We start from the raw sequence: 25075 nt of genomic DNA, 5'->3' as shown, positions 1-25075 counted from the left end.
TGGACCCCGGCACATTAGTCCGATTCACAGCCCTGTCCTGGACGCCAGGCCAACGATTGGTCCTGTAGTACCTATGAGTTCACCTGGAAGTCGTCTTGCCTTCCTAACTTTTCTCAGCATCCCCCCACGGATATGCGAATACGGTTTACCGATCCAGGAGTGCCATGACGAGGGTCCAGAACAGACGGGCACGTGCGCGCGGAGGGGAGCTCGACGACTGTTTGCGTGCCTGCGCGGTGCACAGCGGCAAAGTGGTCGGCAGCATCGACCGCCGCCGCGTCGAACTCGGCGAACAGCTCAGAAAGCTGCTCGTCGTCTGGGGCACCACCCCGGCCGCCCCCGTGCCCGCCCCGACGACCGGCGCGACCGCGCTGCTCAAGCGCGCCGTCAAGGGCGCCGCGACCCCTGCCTCGGGGATCGGCAACGAACTGCTCGACGCGCTGCTCGCCGTCGCCAACCAGGCGCTCAAGTGCGGCTACGACGACGAGCTGAACCTCGCCCTGGTGATCAGCGACACCGTGCTCGCCCAGCGGAAGAACTCCCGGGCCGGCTGGCGGATGCGCGCCCGGCTGCTGGAGGCGATCGGTGAGGAGGCCGAGGCACTCGCCGCGTACGAGAAGTACCTCGAACTCACCGACGACGACGGCTTCGGCGTCCGCGCCCGGATCGCCGGACTGCGCGCCGCGGGCGAGGGCGAGCGCGAACTGTTCGCCCTGCTGCGCCGCCAGTGCCCGCGCGCCGAGGAGTTCACCCGCGGCGACGCCACCGCGACCTGGGCCGAGGGCCTCGCCGCGCACGACGCCGGCGACTGGGCCGCCGCCGAGCCGCGCCTGGTCGGCGCCCTGCTCGCGCTCGACGACGCCCCCGTCGGCGACCGCCAGGAACTGCTCGGCCAGTACCTGGACCTGCGGCTCGCCGCCGACACCGATGTCACCCCCGGGCTGACCGAGGTGCTCGCGCTCTACGCCGAGCAGCGCCGCAACCGGATGCGCGGACCCGTCGCCGACCCCACGATCGGCGGCGTGCAGTGGATCAGCCTCGGCGAGTTCCGCAACCGGATCGCCGGCAAGTCGATCTGCCTGATCGCCAACTCCGGCCGGGTGGGAGCCAGTTCGATGGGCGCCGAGATCGACGCCTACGACCTGGTGGTGCGCTTCAACTCGTTCAGGATCGACCCGAGGCACACCGGCAGCCGGACCGACATCCACGCCACCATCCACAAGCACGGCTTCAACTGGGAGAAGCAGGTCGACACCCGGCTCGTCTTCGGCGGTGTCTCCGGCGACTGGAAGTGGTCGCTGCGCAACCGCCTGGTGCCCGGCGCCCAGACCCACCTGGGCGACGAATCGCTGCGCTGGCCCGTCCGCAACATCGGCAGGCTCTCCACCGACGTCTGGTCGGGCATCCCGACCACCGGCTTTAACATGCTCTACCTGCTGGACTTCCTCGACGTCAGCCCGAAGCTCGACCTCATCGGCTTCGACTTCTACGAGAGCGGCGCCTACCGCGTGCAGGAGGCCATGAAGCTCGCCATCACCTCCGTGCACGAATACACCAGCGAGAAGGCATGGGTCATGGACCGGGCCCAGAGCGTGACCGACCTGAGGATATCCCTGCGATGACCACGACCACCCTGTCCGCGGCCCCCGTCACGGACGCCGCCGCCCTCACCGGCAAACGGCGCACGGCCTTCGCGTCCTACGTCGACGAGAACTACCTCCCGGGCTTCCTCGTCCTGCTCCGCAGCCTCGCCCTGTCCAACCCGACCGTGTGCGAGGACTTCGTCGTCCTCTACGACGACCTGCGCCCCGCGTCGATCGCGAAGATCCGCGCCCTGCACCCGCGCATCGTGCTGCGCCGCGTCAACGACACCCACTACGACGCGTACAAGAAGGGCGACCAGGACAACTACCTGGTCCGCAAGGCGTACTTCATCCTCGACGTCTTCCGGCTGCGCGAGTACGACACCGTCATCACCCTCGACACCGACATGGTCGTCCTCGGGGACCTCGGTGAGCTGCTCCAGCTCCGCGAGGGCCTCGCCGCCGTCCCGCAGTTCTTCTACGGGCAGCACAAGCTGAACTCCGGTCTGCTGGTCATCCAGCGCGAGTACCTGAGCGACGCGTTCTGCGCGAAGCTGGACGCCACCGGCCGCAGCGGCGACTACGAACTCGACAAGCACGACCAGGGCATCCTCAACGCCGTCCTGGCCGGCGACTTCGTCCGCCTCGACCCCCGCTACAACTTCGTCAAGCGGCGCCTGTCCGGCGACCTCCCGGTCCCCGAGGACACCGCGATCCTGCACTTCACCGGCCGCCACAAGCCGTGGCAGGGCGGCGAGACGGGCTACAGCCTGGCCGAGGAGAAGTGGCGCGAGTACGAGCTGTCCGACGCCGACTTCCACGCCGAGTACCTGGCCCGGCCGGGCGGCCTGCACCACGACCTGATCGTGCACTACGGCACCCCGCACGTCGCCCGCACCGGGGACGTGGAGACCGCCCGCAAGGTGGCCGCCGCGCACATCGCCAACGGTGACTACCAGGACGCCGTGGACATCCTTCAGAGCGTCCGCATCCCGCTCGACGAGGCCTGGCCCCACGAGGTCCTCGGCCACGCCCTGATGAGCGTCTCGCGCTACGAGGAGGCCAAGGCCCGGCTGCTGCTCGCCACGGCCGCCCCCAACCGGGCCGCCACCTCCTACGCCCGCCTCGCGCAGATGTCCTGGGTGCACGGCGACAACGCCGCCGCGCTGAAGTACGCCAACGCCGGCCTCTCCGTGGACATCACCCACCGCTCCAGCCGGCTCTGGGCGCAGCGCGCCGCCACCGTCCCCGCCCAGGAACTCGGCGCCCCCGAGGACCAGCTGGCGCACGTCGCCTTCTACATGGACCGCCAGGGCAACGCCGGCGACAAGCTCCTCCCGGAGAGCGTGCGCAGCGCGTTCGGCCCCGACACCACCTCCCGCCGCTGGCACTCCGTCCACGCCCACCGGCTGTTCGACGAGGCCGCCCTGGAGCGCGTCAACGCCCGCCGCGGCCTGGTCATCGGCGGTGGCGGCCTGTTCATCCCGGACACCATGCCCAACGGCAACAGCGCCTGGCAGTGGAACGTCCCGGACGAGCTGATGCGCCGGATCGACGTGCCGATCGCGGTGTACGCCGTGGGCTTCAACGCCTTCGACGGCCAGTCCTACCGGGCGAGCCGGTTCCGGGACTCGCTGCGGCTGCTGGTGGAGAAGTCCGCCTTCTTCGGGCTGCGCAACCACGGGTCCATCGAGAAGGTGCGCGCGATGATCCCGGCGCACCTGCACGACAAGGTCCGCTTCCAGCCCTGCCCGACGACGGTCACCCGCCAGCTGGTCCCCGGCTGGACGGACCCGGCCGACCGTGAGGACACCATCCTCGTCAACGCCGCCTACGACCGCGCCGGCCTCCGGTTCGGCCACGACTACGGCTACTTCCTGGCCCAGATGGCGCAGGCGGTCCGGGACCTCGGCAAGCTCGCCGAGGTGCGGTGCGTGGCGCACTCGCTGGACGACGAGAAGATCGTCTTCGACCTCCGGCGCGAGCACGGGATCTCGCTGCCCGTCATCCCGATGTACGACTTCGAGAACGACGAGATCCGCGACCTGTACGCGCGCACCAAGCTGGTCATCGGGATGCGCGGCCACGCGGGCATGATCCCGTTCGGCTGCGGCACGCCGATCATCAGCCTGATCTCGCACCCGAAGATGGCGTACTTCCTGCGGGACATCGAGCGCCCCGAGTGGGGTGTCTCGGTCCACGACCGCCACCTGGCCGCGCGCCTGGTGGAGCGCTCGACGGACCTCCTACGCGACCACGCGGCGACCGTCGCCGACGTCCACGGCCGCCAGCAGGAACTCTGGAAGATCACCGAGGCCAACGCGGCGGACCTGCGGGTGATCCTGGGCGGTTGAGCAGGCGGACGGGCCCCGCACCCGGTGCGGGGCCCGTCCGTACCTCAGCGTCCGGCGACCTTCTTGGCCAGCTTGGTCAGCAGCGATCCCGAGCCGCCGCCGTCCTTCTCGTAGGCGGCCCGCAGCTGCTTGAAGTGGTCGGCCCTGGTCCGGGCCAGGTACTCGTCCTCGGTCAGCTTCTTCGCGAGCGTCCAGGCCTGCCGGTGCCGCCCCTCGTAGTGGGCGGCGTACGCCTTCGCCAGCTCCAGCACCGACCTGAAGGGGATTCCGCCGGTGTGGTCGCGGTCGACGCGGTCCTGCACGGCGGAGATCAGCCTCAGCTTCTCGTCGAGGGTGAAGGCGTCCTCGGAGATCGTCTTCAGCACGTCCTCGGGAATCGACCGGGTGACCTCGAAGGCGAGCGTGGAGCGGATCGGCGGCCCCGCGATCTCGATGTACGGCAGCAGCGCGCCCGTGCTGTAGTGCAGCCACGGCAGCCGGGGTCCCGCGAAGTCCTGGTGCAGCACGACCGATCCGGGCCGCAGCCGGGTCAGGAAGCGTTCCGAGACACAGCGGAAGACGCGGGGGGTCTTGGCGATGTCGATGTGCAGGAACTCGATGTCGCTGGTGTCCTCCGGGTCGGATGTCCGCCAGATGTCACCGGCGTGGATCTCCAGGAACGGCAGGAACGGCGCGAGCCGTCCACGGAAGTCGTCCAGGAACGAGGTGTCCCCGTCACTCGGCCTGGCCCCGGCGGTGAAGAACTTCTCGGTGGCGAAGGTGCCCTTGCCGACATGGAAGAAGTCGTACGCGTGCAGCCGCCCCGACCTCTCGTCGAACACGGGGCTGTCCCGTAGCCCGAGGGCCAGCGCGTACGTCGATCCGCCGCCTCCCGAGCCCAGTTCGACCAGCCGGTCCTCGCCGTTCAGCCGGTGGCGGCCGAGGAGGTAGAGGAAGCGCAGCTCCCAGGAGCTGACCTGGGAGTAGGGGAGGTCGTCCGGCAACGTGACGTCGTCGAGCATGGAGTACAGCCGGCCGAGGTTCGTCATGAGGGCCTCACGGGGTGGGGATGGGGCGGCGTTCCGTGATCCTATGGATTCGAACGCCGCCCTATCATGGATTCATCGGTTTAACCCGATGTCTCGCCACCGTTTCCTCGGCTTCTCCCGGTAGTTCACCGGGACTTCGCTCAGCGCCGCACGGCCTTCCTCAGTGCCTTCGCGCGGCGGACCACCCTGCGGGCCGTGGCGTTGCGGGGGAGGAAGGACAGGCGCTCCGGGATTCCGCCGGGCAGGCCCAGGGCGGTCAGGCGCTTGCGCTTGAAGTAGCGCTGGGTGCGCGGCGCGAAGTGCGCGGAGAGGTAGCGCTCCGCCTCCGCGCGCAGCCCGGGATAGATCTGCGGCTGCATGGTGAACCCTATGGCGGCGACCAGCGCGCCCAGCGTCTCCGTCGGCACCGGCTCCTCGCCCGGACGGCTCTCCAGGTCCGGCAGCACCGCGTCGGCCAGCACCGCGGGCAGCCGGTTGCTGTTCTGGTACGGCGTCAGCCGCTCCAGCAGCGGCTCGGTGCCGATCCGGGCGACGGGCAGCTCGTAGAAGGCGGAGGCGGTGAACAGCGCCGTCGAGAAGCAGCCCACGACCAGCGCGGGACGTGACTTCTCGAACAGCACCTCGGCGAGGACCGGCGAGTCCAGCACCGTGAGGTCCACGCCCAGCCTCTCGGCCTCGCTCTCCAGGGCGCGCCCGTAGCGGGCCGGCGCCGTCGGGTGCGGCTTGAACACGATCGAGCGGTGTCCGCGCTCCACCGCCCCGCGCACCATCCGGACGTGCAGCTCCTCCTCGGCCTGCGGGGTGAGGATGTTCAGCGCCGACAGGTACTGGCCGAGCAGCAGCGCGGAGTCGTCGGGCAGCCGCGGCAGGTCCTCGACGGCGCCCGCGAGTTCCCCCATGACCTTCAGGAACGCCTCGACCGGCACGACCTCGGCGGGCACGTCGAACTCGGTGAGCAGCATCGGGCTCAGCCCCGGCACCAGATCCAGGTGGAGCAGGCGCCGCACCCGGGTGCCGACCAGCGGGTCGAGCTTGTTGCGGGTGGGCCCGTAGCTCATCAGGCCGTCGGCGTAGACGTCCACGGGGGCGCCGGTGAAGATCTGCGCCAGGCCGAGCGCCGGGTTGACCTGGAGGGACTCCAGGACCAGCTCCACCCGGTCCTCGCCGAGTCCCCACAGCAGCCGCAGATAGCGCTCGAAGAGCGGCAGGTCGTCCGGGCGGGGCGCCCAGGCGCCGGGGTGGAAGGGGCGGATGGCCTCGTTGAAGGAGACCACCCCGTCGAAGTGGTCGCGCAGCGGGGCGAACCCCGGCATCTCGTCGACCGCCGGGGTGGTCTCCGGGGTGGTGGCGTTGTTGAACACCAGCAGCAGCCGGCGGTCCGCCTCCGCGAAGCACTCCGAGTCCAGCGCGGCGGCCAGGGTGGCGGCGCCGTAGAGCGTGGAGACGCAGAAGATCTGGGTGGTCCTACGGGGCATCACGCGGCCGCCTTCGCAGTGGTGACCCGGCGCCGAAGCCGCCGGAGCTTGCCGGCCCGGCGCAGGTCCATGGTGTCGAGCACATCGCCGAGCGCGTCCTGCGGCATCCGCTGTATGGCCGCCGCGCTCATCGCGCGCAGCTGCTTGGCCACCGCCGGTTCCCACTTGGACTCGTCCGACAGATGGTGGGCGATGATCGCACAGTAGGTGCGCACCGCCTTCGGGAGCAGCCGGTCGGCGTCCCGGTCCGCCGCCGTCTCCTGAACCACCTGGTCGAAGGCGCGGATGAAGTCGAGTTGACGGACATCACCGATCTGGGTGAGGGAACCGGCCACCCCGCGGCGGTAGAAGACGCCGAGCAGACCCACCACGGCGAACGACTCCGCCTCGCGGTGCAGCTTCCAGATCCACGGCCGGTCCTCGGCCGTGCGCAGCCCGTCGGTGAAGTGCAGCAAGCCCTTGTCCAGCAGTCGACGGTGGTAGGCGCCGGCCCAGGCGTAGGCGTAGTCGACGGAGGTCGTGCGGTCGGCGGGCAGGATCGCCGCGCGCGGGTCGAGCACCTCGTCGCGGCGGCCCACCGGCACCCGGTGCACCGACCGGGCGCGGGCGTTGGTCTGCACATGGTCGGTGCGGACGAAGTCGCAGCCCAGCCCCTCGATGGCGGCCACCAGCTCGGCGCAGTGACCCGGCGCGAACCAGTCGTCGCCGTCGAGGAAGGTGATGTACTCGCCGGTCGCCGCGTCCAGGCCGGTGTTGCGGGCCGTCGCGAGTCCGCCGTTCACCTCGTGGCGGATGTAGCGCACCTGTGCGACGTCCGAGAGCTGGTCGGCCGCCCGTTCGAGAATGGCGGGCGTTTCATCCTTTGATTGGTCGTCCACCAGGATGAATTCGAAGTCGCTCCGGGCGTTCGCGCGGAGACTTCGAAGCGTGTCCTGGGCGTATTGCTGCACGTTGTAGAACGGCACGATCACGGAAAGCTTGGGCACCCGAGAAATCTTAGAAGGATGCCCGGCGGTGAAACTAGCCGGTGTCGGTACTACGGGTGAACTCGATGTGTCGGAATGGTGCATCCCATGTACTTCCCAGGCTTTGACGGGCCAGTTCGGCTCTCGGTGGTGTGTTGTTAACTTTTCGTTGATTCGAGGTTTGGTCCTACCTTGGAATTGCTTCCTAGCGTCGTCCCCGTGCCAGCAAGTACAACGAAGCCGACCCGCATAGCGGTTCTCGCGGACTCCGACACCCGGTGGAAATGGGGCGCCCTCACGGCGGCCCGTATCGCCCCGGGACCGTCCATGGAAGCCGCAGCCGAAGGCGGTGCGCAAGTCGCCCCCGCCCTCGGCGGATTCCTGCTGCGCGGCCGGGCCACGCCCACCGCACGCCAACTGGCGGAGGTCGGCGTGCGCGCCGACTCGCTGCGCGAGGTCACCGCGGTGGAGTTCCTGCGCGCCATGGCCGAGGAGGAGTACGACATCGTCGTACTGGCCCTCGTCGGCGGCGGTGTGCAGGCGATGCTGCACGGCCTCGGGCGCGTCTGGGCGGGCCGCGAGCGACGCCCCGTGGTCGTCACCGGCTATGTCGGCGTCGTCTACGAGAAGCTCGCCGACGGCCTCCTGCTGCGGCACGGCGCCGACCTCGTCCTCGCCAACTCCCGCCAGGACGCGGAGCGGTTCCGCGCGGTCTACGAGGGGGTCGGCGCCGACGCCTCGGCGGTCACCGAGGTGGCGCTGCCGTTCCTCGGCGGCGCGCCCTACGCGGGCGAGCACGACCCGTACACGGTCGTCTTCGCCGCGCAGCCCTCGGTGCCGGAGAACCGCAGGGACCGTACGTACCTGCTGAACCGCCTGGTCGAGCACGCCCGGCTGCACCCGGAGCGCGAGGTGCTGCTCAAACTCCGCTCCAAGCCGGGCGAACACACCACCCACATCGAGGAACTGCCCTACCAGAAACTGGCGCAGAAGCTGGACCTGCCGCCCAACTTCCGCCTGGTCTACGGCCACATGGGTGAAGTCCTCGACCGCACCGACCTGTTGGTGACGATCAGCTCCACGGCCGCGCTGGAGTCCCTGCACCGCCGGATCCCCACCGTCGTCCTCAGCGACCTCGGCGTGCGCGAGACCCTCGGCAACCACCACTTCGTCGGCTCCGGCTGCCTCGCCTCCTGGGACCAGCTGGACGCCGGACACCGCCCGGCCCCCGACGAGGAGTGGGTGGCCCGCCAGGGCGTCGCCGCCGACGGCGGTTACGAGAACGCCTTCGACGCCGCCCGCGAGCGGATCGCCAAGCTGCTCGGCCGGCCCGGCGGACTCGCCCCGCTCGCCCCGTACTACACACCCGCGACGGCGCCCGGCTATCTGCCCGGCATCCTCGCCCGCCACCACCTCGGCCCCGACGGCTCCGTGCTGCCGGGCGCGCCCGCCGCCGACAAGGAGCCGGGCCCGGTCCGGCAGATCGTGCGCCGGGCCGCCCGCGGCGCCTACCGGCACGGCGTGCAGCGCGTCGCCCCGGTGATCCGGCGGATGGGGGAGCTGTGACCGCGCCCGCCGCCCGTCCCACCGTGAACCCCGCACAAGGAGTGCAAGCCATGTCCGACTCCCCGGCAGGCGCGGGCGCTTCGGTGCGCCGCGTGCTCGCCGTCATCCCCGCCCGCGGCGGCTCCAAGGGCGTGCCCGCGAAGAACCTCGCGCCCGTCGGCGGGGTCCCGCTGGTCGCCCGCGCCGTGCGCGAGTGCCTGGCCACCCGGCTCGTCACCGACGTCGTGGTCTCCACCGACGACCAGGCCATCGCCTCGGCCGCCCGCTCGGCCGGTGCCGAGGTCGTCCTGCGGCCCGCCGCCATCGCCGGCGACACCGCCACCTCCGAGGCCGCCGTCCGGCACGCCATGGACGCCCACGAGTCCCTGCACGGCGCGTCCGTCGACGCGGTGCTGCTCGTCCAGTGCACCAGCCCCTTCGTGATCCGCGAGGACATCGACGGGGTCGCCGCCGCGGTCGTGGAGAACGGCGCCGACACCGCGGTCACCGTGGCCCCCTTCCACGGCTTCGTCTGGCGCGACGCCGAGGAGCCCGCCGAGGGCGGCGTCGGCGTCAACCACGACAAGGCGTACCGCCCCCGCCGACAGGACCGCCCCCAGGACTACCTGGAGACCGGCGCCGCCTACGCGATGGACGCCGCGGGCTTCCGCGAGCACAACCACCGCTTCTTCGGCCGCACCGAACTGGTCCGCACCGACCCCGCGCGCGTCCTGGAGATCGACGACCCGCACGACCTCGCCCGCGCCCGCGCCCTCGCGCCCCTCTTCGACGCGGACCGGCCCGGCGCCCTCCCGGCCGCCGAGGACATCGACGCGGTCGTCCTGGACTTCGACGGCACCCAGACCGATGACCGGGTGCTGATCGACTCCGAGGGAAAGGAGTTCGTCTCCGTGCACCGCGGGGACGGCCTCGGCATCGCCGCCCTGCGCAGGAGCGGTCTGAAGATGCTGATCCTCTCCACGGAACAGAACCCCGTGGTCGCCGCCCGCGCCCGGAAGCTCCGCATTCCGGTCCTGCACGGCATCGACCGCAAGGACCTCGCACTGAAGCAGTGGTGCGAGGAGCAGGGCATCGCGCCTGAGCGCGTGCTCTACGTCGGCAACGACGTCAACGACCTCCCGTGCTTCGCCCTCGTGGGCTGGCCCGTGGCGGTCGCGAGCGCCCACGACGTCGTGCGCGGCGCCGCACGCGCGGTCACCACCGTCCCCGGCGGCGACGGCGCGATCCGAGAGATCGCCAGCTGGATCCTCGGCCCCTCTCTCGACCCCCTCACCAAGTAAGGACAGTTCCTGCCATGAGCACCAACTCCCGTATCCGTACGTTCGGTCCCTCCCGCGAGGCCGGCCCCGGCCGCCCCGTCTACATCTGCGGCGAGATCGGCATCAACCACAACGGCGAGCTGGAGAACGCCTTCAAGCTGATCGACGTGGCCGCCGAGGCCGGTTGTGACGCGGTGAAGTTCCAGAAGCGCACCCCGGAGATCTGCACCCCGCGCGACCAGTGGGACATCGAGCGCGACACCCCCTGGGGCCGCATGACCTACATCGACTACCGCCACCGCGTGGAGTTCGGTGAGGACGAGTACCGCCAGATCGACGAGTACTGCAAGTCCCGCGAGATCGACTGGTTCGCCTCCCCGTGGGACACCGAGGCCGTCGCCTTCCTGGAGAAGTTCGACGTGCCGGCCCACAAGGTCGCCTCGGCCTCGCTGACCGACGACGAGCTGCTGCGGGCGCTGCGCGCCACCGGCCGCACGGTCATCCTCTCCACCGGCATGTCCACCCCGCGCCAGATCCGCCACGCGGTGGAGGTCCTCGGTTCGGACAACATCCTGCTCTGCCACGCCACCTCCACCTACCCGGCGAAGGCGGAGGAGCTGAACCTGCGGGTGATCAACACCCTCCAGGCCGAGTACCCCAACGTCCCGATCGGCTACTCCGGCCACGAGACGGGCCTCCAGACCACCCTCGCGGCGGTCGCCCTCGGCGCCACCTTCGTCGAGCGCCACATCACCCTCGACCGCGCCATGTGGGGCTCGGACCAGGCCGCGTCGGTCGAGCCGCAGGGCCTGACCCGCCTCGTCCGCGACATCCGCACCATCGAGGCCTCCCTCGGCGACGGCGTCAAGAAGGTCTACGACTCCGAGCTCGGCCCGATGAAGAAGCTGCGCCGCGTCTCCGGTGTCGTCGCCGAGGCGGAGATCGCCGCCGCCGCGGGCGAGCCGCTGACGGTCTGACCCCACCCCCTCCCCGATCCTCCTACGACGGGACGGTCGTACGTAGATGAGCCCCCGTGCCGGGAACGCCGGCCCCCGCACTCTCGCGTTCGTCGAGAGTCCGGTACAGCTGCTGAATGTGCTGGAGTGGGCGTATGCCCAGGAGCAGGCGCTCGGCGCGGGGCTCACTCTCGTGGTCCTGTCCCCGATCGACCCGATGACCCGGGGCCAGTTGCGCCGTATGGCCGAGCTGGCCCGTGAGGAGGGCCACGAGGTCCGCTGGGAGGAGGCGCGGGGCGGCGCGGCGGCGCCCTTCCAGACGATCGGGGGCCTGGCGGGCCTGCTCCGCCGGGCCCCGCGGGTCGTCCTGGGCGACCCCTTCTCCCGCTACGTCCAGCTGCTCCTGACGATCACCCGGGCCCGGGAACTGGTGGTGGTCGACGACGGCACGGCCACGATGGAGTTCGTCGCCCAGCTGGCCAGCGGCGAGCGCCTGGTCCGCTGGCACCGCAAGGGCGGCCGTCCTGGCCCCCGGGACCTGATCTTCGCCCCGGTCGCCTCCTCGGCCCGCCGCCGCTTGACCCCGGGCGGGGGCCGCAGCGTGGAGATCTTCTCCTCGATGCCGATGAAGGAGACCCCGGCGGACGTGACGGTCACGGCCAACGACTTCTCCTGGACCCGCGACCGCTTCGGTCCGCCCCGCATCACCAAGGGCGCCGACCTCGTCGGCACGTCCCTGGTGGAGACCGGTGTGGTGGACGCCGACCGCTACCTGGACGCGGTCCGCACCCTGGCCAAGGCCCACGGCGCGACCCGCTACTTCGCGCACCGCCGCGAGAGCACCGACAAGCTCCACCGCCTCGCCGTCGAGACCGGTCTTGAGATAGTCCGCCCGGACCTCCCCCTCGAACTGATCGCCCGCCGCGGCCCCATAGGGCGGACGATCCTCAGCTTCCCGTCCACGGTCGTCCACACCCTGCCGCTGGCCCTGGCCGGCACGGACGTCCGGGTCGCGGTCTGCGACATCGACCCGGCCTGGCTGACCGAGAACGCCTCACCCCGCGCCCAGGGATTCCTCTCCGGAGTGACGGGCTCGGCCCGGGACGTCCACCGACTGGCGGCGGTCACGACCGCGTAGCCACGGCTCAGCGCGGCCGGTGTGCCAGGAGGAACCCGCGGGGGTACTTCTCGTCCCCCGCGGGTTCGCGCACCACCCGCGCCTGGATCCGGAAGCCCGCCTCGCGCAGATGGTCCGCGACCGCCTCCGCTGAGCGGAACCAGTAGTGCAGGCTGATCTCCTCGCCGAAGCGCTCGGTCAGATGCATCAGCTCCTCGGCCGGCGCGGTCTGGAAGGACAGCAGGACCTGCCCGCCGGGCACCAGCACCCGGTGGAACTCGGAGAACACGGCCGTCAGCTGTTCGGTGGGCACATGGATGACCGAGTAGAGGGCGGTGATCCCGCCCAGGGTCCCGTCCGGCAGGTCCAGGCCGGTCATCGTGCCCACGTGGAAGCGCAGGTGCGGATGGGCCTCACGGGCCAGGGCGACCATGCGCGGCGAGACGTCGACGCCGAAGACCGGGACCTTCAGCTCGTACAGCCGTGCGGTCACATGACCCGGGCCGCTGCCCAGGTCGCCGACGGGGGCCGTGCTGTTGGCGCGGACCTGCTCGGCGAAGGCCGCCAGCAGGGCCAGCTCCAGCGGATGGCCGGCCAGGCTGTCGGGATGGCGGGCGGTGTAGGCGGGAGCGATCGCGTCGTACGACGTGCTCGCGGCCCGTATGAAGTCCGTGGCTGCGCTCGGGTCCGTCACGTGCGCGGAGCCTACCGACGGGGGAGGGGGCCGGGCGGCGGTTTCACCGACCCGGTCCTGCGTGCCCCTGGGACTGCGGGGACACTGGAGGAAGACTCGACTCCGCGTTCCGAAAGGTGAACAGGACCGACGCCGCTGTGCGGGGCGTGGTAAGGGTTGAGTAGGAGAGCGGACGGGTGATCGTGATCGACTTGCTCGAAAAGTGGGTGAGTTTACCCGTCCCAGACCACGTCTATGCGTCTGGCGGCCAGATTTTCTTCCCCTAACGGGCTGAACTTTTGTTGATCGTGGGTCAGTTGGCCACCCGGGCGTCCTACCCTTCAGAGGGTGAAGCAATTGATGTCCGTAGAGTCCGAGGCCGACCTCCCGGGGGAAGCGTTGCTTCCCGGCACGCTGCCCGAGTCGCTGCGTGCCGAACTCGTCGCGTTCCGTCGCGACTTGCACATGCACCCCGAGCTCGGCAACCAGGAGTTCCGCACCACCGCGGCGATCAAGGAGCGCCTTGAGCGCGCGGGGCTGCGTCCGCGGGTGCTCGCGGTCGGGACCGGACTCGTCTGCGACATCGGCAACTGGGACGACGGGCTGCCCGCGCTCGCCCTGCGGGCCGACATCGACGCGCTGCCCATCCCGGACGCGAAGACGGACTGCGCCTACCGCTCGACCGTGCCGGACCGCGCCCACGCCTGCGGCCACGACGTGCACACCACCGTGGTGCTCGGCGCCGGACTCGTCCTCGCCGAGCTGCACCGGCAGGGCCTGCTGCCGCGCCCGGTGCGGCTGATCTTCCAGCCCGCCGAGGAGGTGCTGCCCGGCGGTGCCGCGGACGCCATCGAGTGCGGGGTGCTGGAGGGCGTCGGCCGGATCGTCGCCGTGCACTGCGACCCCCGGGTGGACGCGGGGCGGATCGGCATCCGTGAGGGCGCCATCACCTCCGCCTGCGACCGGCTGGAGATCGCCCTGGACGGCCCCGGCGGCCACACCGCGCGCCCCCACCTGACCACCGACCTGGTCACCGCCGCCGCCCGGGTGGTCACGGACGTGCCGGCGCTGGTCGCCCGCCGGGTGGACACCCGCAGCGGACTCGCCGTGACCTGGGGCCGGATCGAGTCCGGGCACGCCCCCAACGTCATCCCGCAGCACGCCGAGCTCTCCGGGACCGTGCGCTGCCTGGACCTCGACGCCTGGCGGCAGGCGCCCGACATCGTGGTCGCCGCGATCGACGAGGTCGCCAACCTGCACCGGGCCAAGTCCGAGATCAACTACGTCCGGGGCGTGCCGCCCGTGGTCAACGACCCCGGTGTCACCGAGCTGCTGCGCGACGCCATGATCGCCCGCCGCGGCGCCGACTCCGTGGAGGGCACCGAGCAGAGCCTGGGCGGCGAGGACTTCTCCTGGTACCTGGAGCGCGTCCCCGGCGCGATGGCCCGCCTCGGCGTCCGCACCCCCGGCGAGCGCACGGTCCGCGACCTCCACCAGGGCGACTTCGACGTCGACGAACACGCGATCACGGTAGGCGTAGAACTCTTCACGGCATCAGCCCTGATCGACCTGTAGCCCCCGCCCCGCGCCCCGCCCCGCCAGGGGCGACCAGGGGCGCGGGGAACGGCGCGACAAGCCCCCACCGGCCCCGCACCCGCCCCACAACCCCCCGCCCCACAACCCCCGCGGCAAACCCACCGCACCGTTCCGGTTGCGGTCGGACGGCGACGGGGGGAGTCTGACCCCATGGCGCTCGGACATGCGCGCCGATGTCACGGAATGCACCTTTCGAACCGGTGGTTCACGGGGACGTAACCGGCCATCGGCACGAATGGATAACGGCCACGCGATACCCCGTTCCCAGGAGTGTCTACGCGCGTTAATGTCGCCGAACTCAGCACCCACTGCGGGGCTTTTGGAGAATGGGGAACTTCACGATGCGTCGGATATCCAAACTGACCCGTGTCGCGGTGGGGGTCGCGTCGATCGCGCTCGCCGCCACGGCGTGCGGTGGTACCAGCAGCGACAGCGGCGACAGCAGCAGCTCCACCAAGGAGGAGCTGGGCCTGGCCATCGCGTACGACATCGGCGGCAAGGGCGACCAGTCCTTCAACGACGCCGCGTACGCCGGTCTGGAGAAGGCCCAGGAGGAGTTCGGCTACAAGACCGCCGACATCGAGCCCACCGAGGGTGAGACGGACGCCGACAAGGAGCAGCGTCTGGCCTCCCTCGCCAAGCAGGGCTACAACCCGGTCATCGGCGTCGGCTTCGCCTACGGCCCCGCGATGGAGGCCGTCGCCTCCAAGTACCCCGACACCACCTTCGGCATCGTCGACTCCGTGGTCGAGGGCGACAATGTCGCCTCCCTGGTCTTCGCCGAGCAGGAGGCCTCCTACCTCGCCGGTGTCGCCGCCGCCAAGGCCACCAAGACCAACACGGTCGGCTTCGTGGGCGGTGTGGACATTCCGCTGATCCACAAGTTCGAGGCCGGCTACAAGCAGGGCGTCGAGGACACCAACCCGAAGGTCAAGGTCGTCTCGCAGTACCTGACCCAGACCGCCGAGGAGGGCGGCTTCTCCAGCCCCGACAAGGGCAAGGCCGCCGCCGAGGGCCAGATCGAGAAGAACGCCGACGTTATCTACCAGGCGGCCGGTCTGTCCGGCCAGGGTGTCATCGAGGCCGCCGCGAAGGCGAAGGTCTGGGCGATCGGTGTCGACTCCGACCAGTACCAGCAGGAAGCCCTCGCGGCGTACAAGGACTACATCCTCACCTCCGCGCTGAAGGACGTCGGCGGCGCGGTGTTCGCCCTCGCCGAGTCCGTGCACGACGACAAGCCGCTGACCGGTGTCCAGACCTTCGACCTGAAGGTGGACGGCGTCGGCCTGGCCGAGAGCAACCCGAAGATGGCCGAGATCGCGGGTCTCACGGACGCCGTGGCCAAGGCCAAGGAAGAGATCATCGCCGGGACCATCAAGGTCAACACGGAGTGACCGCCACTCCGTCGGCGTAACGCCGGCGGACCGGTGGAACAGCAGGGAGCGGGCGGGTGTCCAGGACACCCGCCCGCTTCGGCGTAGCCGTGGAGCCGTGGAGCCGTGGAGCCGTGGAGGATCACCCACCGCCACCTTCCGCTCGCGGTCGGCGAGAGACCGGGCCGTGGCGGCGTGGCGTTGGGCACGGCCGCATAACAAGGTGGACAGAAGGGGTTTTCAGGCAGGTCTACGCGCGTTAATCTGCGGCGAAGCCAGCGTCGAAGCTGTGAACCGTCCGGCGCTGGGCGAACCCGGAGAAGTGCGGGAGACCCCCACGCGCATTTCCCCGGCCACGTCAGCACGACTAGGAGCACCTCACATGCGCCGGATTTCCCGGATCACGGTCGCAGGCGCAGCGACCGCCTCTCTGGCCCTCGCTCTCTCCGCCTGCGGCGGCACCTCGACCGAGGGCGGCTCGTCCGAGTCGAAGGGCGACAAGGGCCTGGCCATCGCGTACGACGTCGGCGGCAAGGGCGACCAGTCCTTCAACGACGCGGCCTACGCGGGCCTGGAGCAGGCGAAGAAGGAGTTCGGCTACGAGACGCAGGACGTCGAGCCCACCGAGGGCGAGACGGACGCGGACAAGCAGCAGCGCCTGGAGTCGCTCGCCAAGCAGGGCTACAACCCGGTCGTGGGCGTCGGCTACGCCTACGCCGCCGCCGTGAAGGGCGCCGCGGAGAAGTTCCCAGACACCACCTTCGGCATCGTCGACGACTCCACGGTCGAGTCGGAGAACGTCGCGGACCTGGTCTTCTCCGAGGAGGAGGCGTCCTACCTGGCCGGCGTCGCCGCCGCCAAGAGCACCAAGTCGAACGTCGTCGGCTTCGTGGGCGGCGTGGACATCCCGCTGATCCACAAGTTCCAGGCGGGCTTCGAGCAGGGCGTCAAGGACACCAACCCCAAGGCGACCGTGCTCTCCCAGTACCTCACGCAGACCGCGGAGGAGGGCGGCTTCTCCAGCCCCGACAAGGGCAAGTCGGCCGCCGAGGGCCAGATCGAGAAGAAGGCGGACGTCGTCTACGCGGCCGCCGGTCTCTCCGGCCAGGGTGTCATCGAGGCCGCCGCCGCCAACCAGGTGTGGGCCATCGGTGTGGACTCCGACCAGTACCAGCAGGAAGCCCTCGCCAAGTACAAGGACTCGATCCTGACCTCGGCGATGAAGGACGTCGCCAAGGCGGTCTACAACCTGGCGAAGTCGGTCGAGGACGGCAAGCCCGAGACCGGTATCGTTCGTGGCGATCTGAAGTCCGGCGAGGTGGGCCTGGCGAACTCCAACCCGGAGTTCGCCGACGACGCCAAGCTCCAGGAAGCCATCGACACGGCCAAGGAGAAGATCATCAACGGCGAGATCAAGGTCAAGAGCAGCTGAAGAGCAACACCCTGAGCAGCGTGTAACCGCGGGGTTACGTCCGCTCAACGGGGTACGGGGAGGCTGTCTCCCCGTACCCCGTTGTCAGCGATGCGTCGCCCCTTTGTATGCCGTAGGGGCGCTACGCGCGTAGACGACCCCCGTCCCCAGGAGAGTGCGCCATCAACGCGTCCAGCAGCCCTCCGGCCGGCGCGGCGGTCAACGGTCAGGTGACCGCCGTCGAGCTCGCCGGGATCACGAAGCGATTCCCGGGCGTCGTGGCCAACCACGACATCCACCTCACCGTCCGCAAGGGCACCGTGCACGCCCTCGTCGGCGAGAACGGCGCCGGCAAGTCGACCCTGATGAAGATCCTCTACGGCATGCAGAAGCCGGACGAGGGCACGATCGCGATCGACGGCGAGCAGGTCACCTTCTCGTCCCCGGCCGACGCCATCGCGCGCGGCATCGGCATGGTCCACCAGCACTTCATGCTCGCCGACAACCTCACGGTCCTGGAGAACGTGGCGCTCGGCAGCGAGAACCTCTACGGCATCGGCGCCAAGGCCCGCCGCAAGATCAAGGAACTCTCCGACCGCTACGGCCTCGGGGTCCGCCCCGACGTCCTGGTCGAGGAACTCGGCGTCGCCGCCCGCCAGCGCGTGGAGATCCTCAAGGTCCTCTACCGCGGCGCCACCACGCTCATCCTCGACGAGCCCACGGCCGTGCTCGTGCCGCAGGAGGTCGAGGCGCTCTTCGACAACCTGCGCGAGCTGAAGTCCGAGGGCCTGTCGGTCATCTTCATCTCCCACAAGCTGGGCGAGGTGCTCTCCGTCGCCGACGAGATCACCGTCATCCGCCGCGGCACCACCGTCGGCACGGCCGTCCCGGCCGAGACGACCCCCCGCCAGCTCGCCGAGATGATGGTCGGCAGCGAGCTGCCCACCCCGGAGACCGCCGAGTCCACGGTCACCGACCGCCCGGTCCTCACCGTCGACAAGCTGCGCCTGGCGGCCCCCGGCGGCAAGGCCCTGCTGGACGACATCACCTTCACCATCCACGCGGGCGAGATCCTGGGCATCGCCGGCGTCGAGGGCAACGGCCAGACCGAGCTGGTGGACGCCCTCATCGGCCTCAAGCCCGCCGACTCCGGCACCATCAAGCTGGCCGAGGAGGAGATCACCTCCTGGGCCACCCGCAAGCGCCGCGAGCAGGGCATCGGCTACATCCCCGAGGACCGGCACCGCCACGGCCTGCTCCTGGAGGCCCCCCTCTGGGAGAACCGCATCCTCGGCCACGTCACCGAGAAGCCCAACGCCAAGGGCGTCTGGCTGGACCCGAAGGCGGCGCAGGCGGACACCCGCCGCATCGTCGAGACGTACGACGTCCGCACCCCGGGCATCGACGTCACCGCGGCCTCCCTCTCCGGCGGCAACCAGCAGAAGCTGATCGTCGGCCGCGAGATGAGCCACAAGCCGCGCTTCCTCATCGCCGCCCACCCCACCCGCGGTGTCGACGTCGGCGCGCAGGCCGCGATCTGGGACCACATCCGCGAGGCCCGCCGCGAGGGCCTGGCCGTGCTGCTGATCTCCGCCGACCTGGACGAGCTCATCGGCCTGTCCGACACGCTCCGGGTGATCTACAACGGCAAGCTGGTCGCGGACGCCGACCCGGCCACCGTCACCCCGGAGGAGCTCGGCTCGGCGATGACCGGCGCCGCGACCGGCCACCTGGAGCACGAAGAAACCCCCGAAGCCGCCCCCGGCTCCTCCGAGCACGGCGAAGACGAGGCCCGCTGATGAAGAAGTTCGACAAGGAGCGCCTGCTCCTCGCGGTGGCCGGTCCGGTCATCGCGCTCGCCGTGGCCTTCGCGCTGAGCTCGATCGTGCTCATCGCGTCCGGCAAGAACCCGGTCGAGCCGTACACCCTGATGTTCGAGCAGGCCACCTACTCCGACATCCAGGTGCTGATCATCAACCAGGCCTCGATGTACTACATCGCGGCCCTGGCGGTGGCCATCGGCTTCCGGATGAACCTGTTCAACATCGGCGTCGACGGCCAGTACCAGCTTGCCGCCATGATGACCGCCATCGTCGGCGCGCACGCCGACCTGCCGGCCGCGCTCCAGGTGCCGCTGCTGATCCTGACCGCGCTGTGCACCGGCGCCTTCTGGTCCGGCATCGCCGGTGTCCTGAAGGTCACCCGGGGCGTCAGCGAGGTCGTCGCGACGATCATGCTCAACGCCATCGCGACCTCCGTCATCGCCTACCTGTGGCTGCCCGACGTCTTCGGCGTGAAGGTCGGCAACAACAACACCACGGGCGAGATGAACGAGTCCGGCTGGATCCCCGGCTTCGACATGGGCGACGCCGGCGAGATCTACGGCCTGGTCCTGCTCGCCGTCCTGCTCGGCATCGGCTACTGGGTCACGCTCAACCGCACCCGCTTCGGCTTCGACCTGCGCGCCTCCGGCGCCTCGGAGTCCGCCGCCGCGGCCAGCGGTGTCGACCCCAAGCGCATGGTGCTCACCGCCATGCTGCTCTCGGGTGCCATCGCCGGTCTGGCCGGCCTGCCCATCCTGATGGGCGACACCCACACGTACAGCCTGAACTTCCCCACCGGCATCGGCTTCCTGGGCATCGGCATCGCCCTGCTCGGCCGCAACAGCCCGGTCGGCATCGCGTTCGCCGCCCTGCTGTGGGCCTGGCTCGACAAGGCTTCGCCCGAGCTGGACTTCCACGACTACGACAAGGAGATCGCGGTCATCATGCAGGGCCTGATCGTGCTCTCGGTCGTCGTCTCCTACGAGGCCGTCCGTGAGTGGGGCCTGCGCCGCCAGCAGCGCCGGGTCGGCGCGGAACTGGCCGCCGGTCACGTCCTCGGCTCCGACAACAACACGAAGGAGGTGGCCGGCCGATGACCAGCCCGCAGACCTCGGCGGTCGACGTCAACCAGCCCACGCTCCAGCCCACGGCGCCCACCGGCCGCCGTATGTCGTGGCCCGTCCTCCTGCTGGTCATCGCCGGAGCCCTGGCGCTGACCTCGCTCGTCCGGATCATCACCGGCGCCGACGGCATCACCAACGTCAGCCAGATGTCCACCGCGCTCCAGCTCGCCGTGCCGATCGGCCTCGCCGGTCTCGGCGGTCTGTGGGCCGAGCGGGCCGGCGTCGTCAACATCGGCCTCGAAGGCATGATGATCTTCGGCACCTGGTTCGGTGCCTGGGCCGGCTTCCAGTGGGGCCCGTGGACGGGCATCGTCGTCGGCATCATCGGCGGCTGCATCGGCGGCATCCTGCACGCCATCGCCACGGTCACCTTCAACGTCAACCACATCGTCTCCGGTGTGGCGATCAACATCCTCGCCCTCGGCATCACCCGCTACCTCGCGCCCCTCGCCTTCGAGGGTCACCCGGGCGGCTCCGCCAAGCAGTCCCCGGCGGTCGACTCCCTCGGCCACTTCACCGTGCCGGGGCTGTCGGACGGGCTGCGCGATCTCAACAACCAGGGCTGGTTCTTCATCTCCGACATCGCCGGTCTGCTCGGCGGACTGGTCACCAACGTCTCCTGGCTGACCCTGATCGCCATCGCGCTGATCCCCGCCACCTGGTGGATCCTGTGGCGCTCGGCCTTCGGCCTGCGGCTGCGCTCCTGCGGTGAGAACCCGGTCGCGGCCGAGTCCCTCGGTGTGAACGTCTACAAGTACAAGTACCTGGCCGTCATCATCTCCGGCGGTCTGGCCGGCCTCGGCGGTGTCTTCCTCTCCATCGTGGCCAACCCCTTCTACCTGGAGGGCCAGGTCAGCGGCCGCGGTTACATCGGTCTCGCCGCGATGATCTTCGGTAACTGGATGCCGGGCGGCCTCGCCATCGGCGCGTTCCTCTTCGGCTACACCGACAGCCTCAACCTGCGCGGCGGCTCGGAGAACGTCCACGCCCTGCTGCTGCTCGGCTCGCTGCTGCTGATCATCGGAGCGATCTGGCTGGCCGTGCGGAAGAAGTACACCAAGGCGGGCATCACCCTGGTCGTCGGTCTGCTGATCGGCGCCTGGTACGCGGGCACCAACGAGGTGCCCAACCAGGTCGTCTCCGCCACGCCGTACGTCATCACGCTGGTCGTGCTCGCTCTGTCCGCGCAGCGCCTGCGGCCGCCGAAGGCGGACGGCCTGCCCTACCGCAAGGGCCAGGGCAAGTGAGCGAGGTCGACTGGGACGCGTTGCGGGAGCTGGCGCACGAGGCCATGAGCCGCGCCTACGCCCCCTACTCCGGCTTCCCGGTCGGCGTCGCCGCCCTGGTCGACGACGGCCGTACGGTCTCCGGCTGCAACGTGGAGAACGCCTCCTACGGGCTCGGCCTCTGCGCCGAGTGCGGTCTGGTCTCGGAGCTCCAGCGCACCGGGGGCGGCCGGCTCACGCACTTCACCTGCGTGGACGGCCGCGGCGAGATCCTGGTCCCGTGCGGCCGCTGCCGCCAGCTGCTCTACGAGTTCGGCGGCGCCGAGCTGCTGGTGGAGACCCCGGAGGGGGTCCTGCCGCTGTCGCGGATGCTCCCGCAGGCCTTCGGCCCGGAGCACCTCGCCAAGTAGTCGGCGTAGCCGAGTCATTCCCGTACGGCCCCTCCGAGTCACTCGCGAGGGGCCGTGCACTTCCCTGAACTTCCGGAAGGACACCATCGCCATGGATGCCATCTCCGTCATCCGCGCCAAGCGGGACCGCGGCGAGCTGAGCGACGAGCAGATCGACTGGGTCATCGACGCGTACACCCGCGGGGAGGTCGCCGACGAGCAGATGTCCGCGCTCGCCATGGCGATCCTGATCAACGGCATGAACCGCCGGGAGATCGCCCGCTGGACCGCCGCGATGATCGCGAGCGGCGAGCGCATGGACTTCTCCTCGCTGTCCCGCCCGACCGCCGACAAGCACTCCACCGGCGGCGTCGGCGACAAGATCACCCTCCCGCTCGCCCCGCTGGTCGCCGCGTGCGGCGCGGCCGTCCCGCAGCTCTCCGGCCGCGGCCTCGGCCACACCGGCGGCACCCTGGACAAGCTGGAGTCGATCCCCGGCTGGCGCGCGCTGCTCTCCAACGAGGAGATGCTGAACGTCCTGGACACCACCGGCGCGGTGATCTGCGCCGCCGGCGACGGCCTCGCCCCGGCCGACAAGAAGCTCTACGCCCTGCGGGACGTCACCGGCACCGTCGAGGCGATCCCGCTGATCGCCTCCTCGATCATGTCCAAGAAGATCGCCGAGGGCACCGGCTCCCTGGTCCTGGACGTCAAGGTCGGCACCGGCGCCTTCATGAAGACCATCGAGGACGCCCGGGAACTGGCCTCCACCATGGTCGGCCTCGGCACCGACCACGGTGTGAGGACCGTCGCCCTGCTCACCGACATGTCCACCCCGCTCGGCCTCACCGCGGGCAACGCCCTGGAGGTCCGCGAGTCCGTCGAGGTCCTCGCCGGCGGCGGCCCCGCCGACGTCGTCGAGCTGACCGTCGCCCTGGCCCGCGAGATGCTCGACGCGGCCGGTATCCGCGACGCCGACCCGGCCAAGGCCCTCGCCGACGGCTCCGCGATGGACGTCTGGCGCCGCATGATCGCCGCGCAGGGCGGCGACCCGGACGCCGCGCTGCCCCTCGCCCGCGAGCAGCACGTCATCAAGGCCCCGTCCTCGGGCGTCCTGACCCGTCTGGACGCCTACGACATCGGCGTCGCCGCCTGGCGCCTCGGCGCCGGCCGCGCCCGCAAGGAGGACCCGGTGCAGGCGGGCGCGGGCGTCGAGCTGCACGCCAGGCCCGGCGACACCGTGACCGAGGGCCAGCCCCTGCTCACCCTCCACACGGACACCCCCGAGCGCTTCGAGTACGCCATCAAGTCGGTCGAGGGTTCCTACGACATCGCCGCCCCGGGCACGGCCTTCACCGCCTCGCCGGTGGTGCTGGAACGTATCGCCTGACCTGGGATTTCCCCCTTCGGGTGAACGGGATCGGTGGACCTGCACCGGTCCCGTTCGGCATGCTGGGATCGGTGACGCACCGATTAGGAGACCGCCATGAGCGCACTCACCATCAGCCAGGACCCCGAGCAGAGCTGGGACAACCTCGTCCGGTTCTGGGAGGAGATGGAATGGCCCGAGGGCAGCAAGGTGGAGATCATCGAGGGGATCATCACCGTGTCACCTTCGCCCGCGTACCGCCACAACGTGATCACGGACCGCATTCAGCGTCGCCTCTACACCGTGATCCCCGACGACTGGGGGATCTTCCAGACCCTGTCCATCGCCGTGCCCTCGCGACTCGGCATGTTCATCCCGGACCTCGTCGTGGCGCCGGTGCAGGAGCACACGGAGTCAGACAGCCACATTCCGGCGGCCCTGGCCGAACTCGTCGTCGAGGTCACGTCCAGGTCCAACGCCCGCCACGACCGCATCAGCAAGCCCGCGGCCTACGCGGCGGCCGGCATCCCCTTCTACCTGCTCGTCGACCGCTGGGCTCCCGAAGGTCCCTCCGCCACGCTGTACGGAGAGCCGGACGGCGATGTCTACCGTCTGCTGAGCGTCGCCAAGTTCGGCGAGTCCCTCAAGCTCCCCGCGCCCTTCGACGTCGTCATCGACACCGCCGAGTTCCCCCTCGACTGACCCGGCGTCACCCCAGCACCGCCGCCACGGCCACCAGGACCGGCACCGACACGATCGTCGACAGCAGGATGGAGTCGCGGGCCAGCCGTTCGCCCACGCCGTAGCGCGACGCGTACGTGTAGAGGTTCTGGGCGGCCGGCAGGGCCGAGGTCACCACCACGTCCAGCAGGGGAGCGCCCCGCAGGCCGAACACGCCCGCCGCCAGCGCCCACGCGGCCGCCGGCTGGCCCACCGCCTTCAACGCCACCGAGAGCAGCACCGGATGCCGGTCCGGGCCCCGGCCGGGCAGGGTGCTGCCGCACAGGGAGATGCCGAAGGCCAGCAGCACCGCCGGGACCGACATACCGCCGATCAGCGTCAGCGGGTCCAGGACCGGCGCGGGGACCCGTACCCCGGTCGCCGAGACCAGCACCCCGGCCAGTGAGCCCACCGCGATCGGATTGCGCAGCGGGGTGATCAGCCGGCGCCACAGCGGGCCCTTGGCGCCGCCCCCGCCCGACAGATCGAGAATCGTCAGCGCGACCGGGGTGACCCCCACCAGCTGGAACAGCAGCACCGGTGCCACCAGCGAGGCGTCGCCGAGGACGTACACCGCGATCGGGATGCCCAGGTTGCCGGAGTTGACGTAGCTGGAGCACAGCGCGCCGATCGTGGTGCGGCCCACGCCCCAGCGCCGTACGGCACCCACCGCGACGAAGACGCCCGCCGCTGCCGCCGTGCTCAGCGCGGTCACCAGCAGCCGGCTGGAGAAGATCACCGACAGGTCGGTCCCGGCGAGGGTGGTGAACAGCAGCGCGGGCGAGGCGACATGGAAGGCCAGCTTGGTGAGGACCTCACGGCCGTGTTCGCCGAGCAGGCCGAGGCGGCCGATGCCGTAGCCCACCGCGATCACCACCGCGATGACGGCGAACCCGGTCAGCACCCCCTGCACGAGGCCCCCTCGGCGGCGGACGGCGACGGCGCGGGCGCTGATTCATGGGGCATACACCCAACCCTCCGGGGCGGGCGGGAGGCAGGTCAATGTGATCTTCGCCGGAGCCGCGAGCCGCGAGCCGCGCGCCCCGGGCCGCGCGCCCCGAGCCCGCG

Annotated in this window: 20 protein-coding genes; 15 read left to right on the top strand and 5 right to left on the bottom strand. The window is 70.5% G+C overall.

The window, feature by feature from the left end:
- The first annotated feature begins 251 nt into the window (after positions 1 to 251).
- Together AB0E07_RS32995 and AB0E07_RS32990 are read left to right on the top strand one after the other, a co-directional pair.
- Entirely contained in the window at positions 252 to 1622 is a 1371-nt protein-coding gene (locus AB0E07_RS32995) for a glycosyltransferase family 29 protein (RefSeq protein WP_362260357.1), read from the top strand.
- A complete protein-coding gene (locus tag AB0E07_RS32990) occupies positions 1619 to 3937 on the top strand; it encodes a glycosyltransferase (RefSeq protein ID WP_362260355.1) in 2319 nt (772 codons plus the stop codon). Before AB0E07_RS32995 ends, AB0E07_RS32990 begins: the two co-directional genes overlap by 4 nt.
- A gap of 44 nt (positions 3938 to 3981) precedes the next feature.
- Here AB0E07_RS32990 and AB0E07_RS32985 read toward each other — a convergent pair whose 3' ends face one another.
- The 3 genes from AB0E07_RS32985 to AB0E07_RS32975 all read right to left on the bottom strand — a co-directional run bounded on the left by AB0E07_RS32985 (position 3982) and on the right by AB0E07_RS32975 (position 7426).
- Positions 3982 to 4965 carry a hypothetical protein gene (locus AB0E07_RS32985; RefSeq protein WP_362260353.1) on the bottom strand — a complete coding sequence of 328 codons (984 nt, stop codon included), beginning with the start codon at positions 4963 to 4965 and terminating at the stop codon, positions 3982 to 3984.
- A gap of 140 nt (positions 4966 to 5105) precedes the next feature.
- Positions 5106 to 6440 carry an alpha-2,8-polysialyltransferase family protein gene (locus tag AB0E07_RS32980; protein WP_362260351.1) on the bottom strand — a complete coding sequence of 445 codons (1335 nt, stop codon included), beginning with the start codon at positions 6438 to 6440 and terminating at the stop codon, positions 5106 to 5108.
- Positions 6440 to 7426, bottom strand: a complete 987-nt coding sequence (locus AB0E07_RS32975; protein ID WP_362260349.1) for a glycosyltransferase family 2 protein — start codon at positions 7424 to 7426, stop codon at positions 6440 to 6442. The genes AB0E07_RS32980 and AB0E07_RS32975 overlap by 1 nt, the downstream gene beginning before the upstream one ends.
- Before the next feature lie 198 nt (positions 7427 to 7624).
- Here AB0E07_RS32975 and AB0E07_RS32970 point away from each other — a divergent pair, with 198 nt between their 5' ends.
- From AB0E07_RS32970 to AB0E07_RS32955, 4 genes are read left to right on the top strand one after another with little or no spacing between them, the layout of a single operon-like run.
- A complete protein-coding gene (locus AB0E07_RS32970; RefSeq protein ID WP_362260347.1) occupies positions 7625 to 8971 on the top strand; it encodes a DUF6716 putative glycosyltransferase in 1347 nt (448 codons plus the stop codon).
- 50 nt (positions 8972 to 9021) lie between these two features.
- Positions 9022 to 10251, top strand: coding sequence for an N-acylneuraminate cytidylyltransferase (locus AB0E07_RS32965; protein WP_362260345.1), 1230 nt, complete (start codon positions 9022 to 9024; stop codon positions 10249 to 10251).
- Between the two features lie 14 nt (positions 10252 to 10265).
- Positions 10266 to 11207 (top strand): N-acetylneuraminate synthase family protein, encoded by a 942-nt coding sequence (locus AB0E07_RS32960; protein ID WP_362260343.1) that lies wholly within the window; start codon positions 10266 to 10268, stop codon positions 11205 to 11207.
- A 46-nt stretch (positions 11208 to 11253) separates the two neighbouring features.
- Positions 11254 to 12324 (top strand): hypothetical protein, encoded by a 1071-nt coding sequence (locus AB0E07_RS32955; protein WP_362260341.1) that lies wholly within the window; start codon positions 11254 to 11256, stop codon positions 12322 to 12324.
- Positions 12325 to 12331: 7 nt separating this feature from the next.
- Here AB0E07_RS32955 and AB0E07_RS32950 read toward each other — a convergent pair whose 3' ends face one another.
- On the bottom strand, positions 12332 to 12997 hold the full coding sequence (locus tag AB0E07_RS32950) for a class I SAM-dependent methyltransferase (protein ID WP_362260339.1): 666 nt from the start codon (positions 12995 to 12997) through the stop codon (positions 12332 to 12334).
- Between the two features lie 339 nt (positions 12998 to 13336).
- Between AB0E07_RS32950 and AB0E07_RS32945 the strand changes: the two genes are divergently transcribed.
- The 9 genes from AB0E07_RS32945 (at position 13337) to AB0E07_RS32905 (ending at position 23989) form a co-directional block, all read left to right on the top strand.
- Complete coding sequence (locus AB0E07_RS32945) at positions 13337 to 14551, top strand: M20 family metallopeptidase (RefSeq protein ID WP_362260337.1); 1215 nt, start codon at positions 13337 to 13339, stop codon at positions 14549 to 14551.
- Between the two features lie 362 nt (positions 14552 to 14913).
- Positions 14914 to 15966 (top strand): BMP family ABC transporter substrate-binding protein, encoded by a 1053-nt coding sequence (locus AB0E07_RS32940; RefSeq protein WP_362260335.1) that lies wholly within the window; start codon positions 14914 to 14916, stop codon positions 15964 to 15966.
- Positions 15967 to 16327: 361 nt separating this feature from the next.
- Positions 16328 to 17377 (top strand): BMP family ABC transporter substrate-binding protein, encoded by a 1050-nt coding sequence (locus AB0E07_RS32935; RefSeq protein WP_362260333.1) that lies wholly within the window; start codon positions 16328 to 16330, stop codon positions 17375 to 17377.
- A gap of 209 nt (positions 17378 to 17586) precedes the next feature.
- Positions 17587 to 19155, top strand: a complete 1569-nt coding sequence (locus AB0E07_RS32930) for an ABC transporter ATP-binding protein (protein WP_362260331.1) — start codon at positions 17587 to 17589, stop codon at positions 19153 to 19155.
- A complete protein-coding gene (locus AB0E07_RS32925) occupies positions 19155 to 20276 on the top strand; it encodes an ABC transporter permease (RefSeq protein WP_362260329.1) in 1122 nt (373 codons plus the stop codon). Before AB0E07_RS32930 ends, AB0E07_RS32925 begins: the two co-directional genes overlap by 1 nt.
- Complete coding sequence (locus AB0E07_RS32920; protein WP_362260327.1) at positions 20273 to 21550, top strand: ABC transporter permease; 1278 nt, start codon at positions 20273 to 20275, stop codon at positions 21548 to 21550. Before AB0E07_RS32925 ends, AB0E07_RS32920 begins: the two co-directional genes overlap by 4 nt.
- Positions 21547 to 21939, top strand: a complete 393-nt coding sequence (locus AB0E07_RS32915) for a cytidine deaminase (RefSeq protein WP_362260325.1) — start codon at positions 21547 to 21549, stop codon at positions 21937 to 21939. The genes AB0E07_RS32920 and AB0E07_RS32915 overlap by 4 nt, the downstream gene beginning before the upstream one ends.
- A gap of 91 nt (positions 21940 to 22030) precedes the next feature.
- Complete coding sequence (locus AB0E07_RS32910) at positions 22031 to 23308, top strand: thymidine phosphorylase (RefSeq protein ID WP_362260323.1); 1278 nt, start codon at positions 22031 to 22033, stop codon at positions 23306 to 23308.
- A gap of 96 nt (positions 23309 to 23404) precedes the next feature.
- Positions 23405 to 23989 carry a Uma2 family endonuclease gene (locus AB0E07_RS32905; RefSeq protein ID WP_362260321.1) on the top strand — a complete coding sequence of 195 codons (585 nt, stop codon included), beginning with the start codon at positions 23405 to 23407 and terminating at the stop codon, positions 23987 to 23989.
- Positions 23990 to 23996: 7 nt separating this feature from the next.
- Here the strand turns inward: AB0E07_RS32905 and AB0E07_RS32900 are convergent, their stop codons facing one another.
- Positions 23997 to 24920, bottom strand: a complete 924-nt coding sequence (locus AB0E07_RS32900) for an AEC family transporter (RefSeq protein ID WP_362260319.1) — start codon at positions 24918 to 24920, stop codon at positions 23997 to 23999.
- Positions 24921 to 25075 lie beyond the last annotated feature (155 nt).

The sequence above is a fragment of the Streptomyces sp. NPDC048002 genome, from assembly GCF_040653275.1.
Classification (GTDB): domain Bacteria; phylum Actinomycetota; class Actinomycetes; order Streptomycetales; family Streptomycetaceae; genus Streptomyces.
The sequence above is the reverse complement of the archived record's forward strand: the minus strand, read 5'-3'. Positions and strand labels throughout refer to the sequence as shown.

Excerpts from the sequence above, each read along its gene's own strand:
- AB0E07_RS32940 (WP_362260335.1), top strand. The coding sequence starts at position 14,914 with ATGCGTCGGATATCCAAACTGACCCGTGTCGCGGTGGGGGTCGCGTCG.
- AB0E07_RS32905 (WP_362260321.1), top strand. The coding sequence starts at position 23,405 with ATGAGCGCACTCACCATCAGCCAGGACCCCGAGCAGAGCTGGGACAAC.
- AB0E07_RS32980 (WP_362260351.1), bottom strand. The coding sequence starts at position 6,440 with ATGCCCCGTAGGACCACCCAGATCTTCTGCGTCTCCACGCTCTACGGC.
- AB0E07_RS32955 (WP_362260341.1), top strand. The coding sequence starts at position 11,254 with ATGAGCCCCCGTGCCGGGAACGCCGGCCCCCGCACTCTCGCGTTCGTC.
- AB0E07_RS32965 (WP_362260345.1), top strand. The coding sequence starts at position 9,022 with ATGTCCGACTCCCCGGCAGGCGCGGGCGCTTCGGTGCGCCGCGTGCTC.
- AB0E07_RS32910 (WP_362260323.1), top strand. The coding sequence starts at position 22,031 with ATGGATGCCATCTCCGTCATCCGCGCCAAGCGGGACCGCGGCGAGCTG.
- AB0E07_RS32985 (WP_362260353.1), bottom strand. The coding sequence starts at position 4,965 with ATGACGAACCTCGGCCGGCTGTACTCCATGCTCGACGACGTCACGTTG.
- AB0E07_RS32990 (WP_362260355.1), top strand. The coding sequence starts at position 1,619 with ATGACCACGACCACCCTGTCCGCGGCCCCCGTCACGGACGCCGCCGCC.
- AB0E07_RS32935 (WP_362260333.1), top strand. The coding sequence starts at position 16,328 with ATGCGCCGGATTTCCCGGATCACGGTCGCAGGCGCAGCGACCGCCTCT.
- AB0E07_RS32920 (WP_362260327.1), top strand. The coding sequence starts at position 20,273 with ATGACCAGCCCGCAGACCTCGGCGGTCGACGTCAACCAGCCCACGCTC.
- AB0E07_RS32945 (WP_362260337.1), top strand. The coding sequence starts at position 13,337 with ATGTCCGTAGAGTCCGAGGCCGACCTCCCGGGGGAAGCGTTGCTTCCC.
- AB0E07_RS32925 (WP_362260329.1), top strand. The coding sequence starts at position 19,155 with ATGAAGAAGTTCGACAAGGAGCGCCTGCTCCTCGCGGTGGCCGGTCCG.
- AB0E07_RS32960 (WP_362260343.1), top strand. The coding sequence starts at position 10,266 with ATGAGCACCAACTCCCGTATCCGTACGTTCGGTCCCTCCCGCGAGGCC.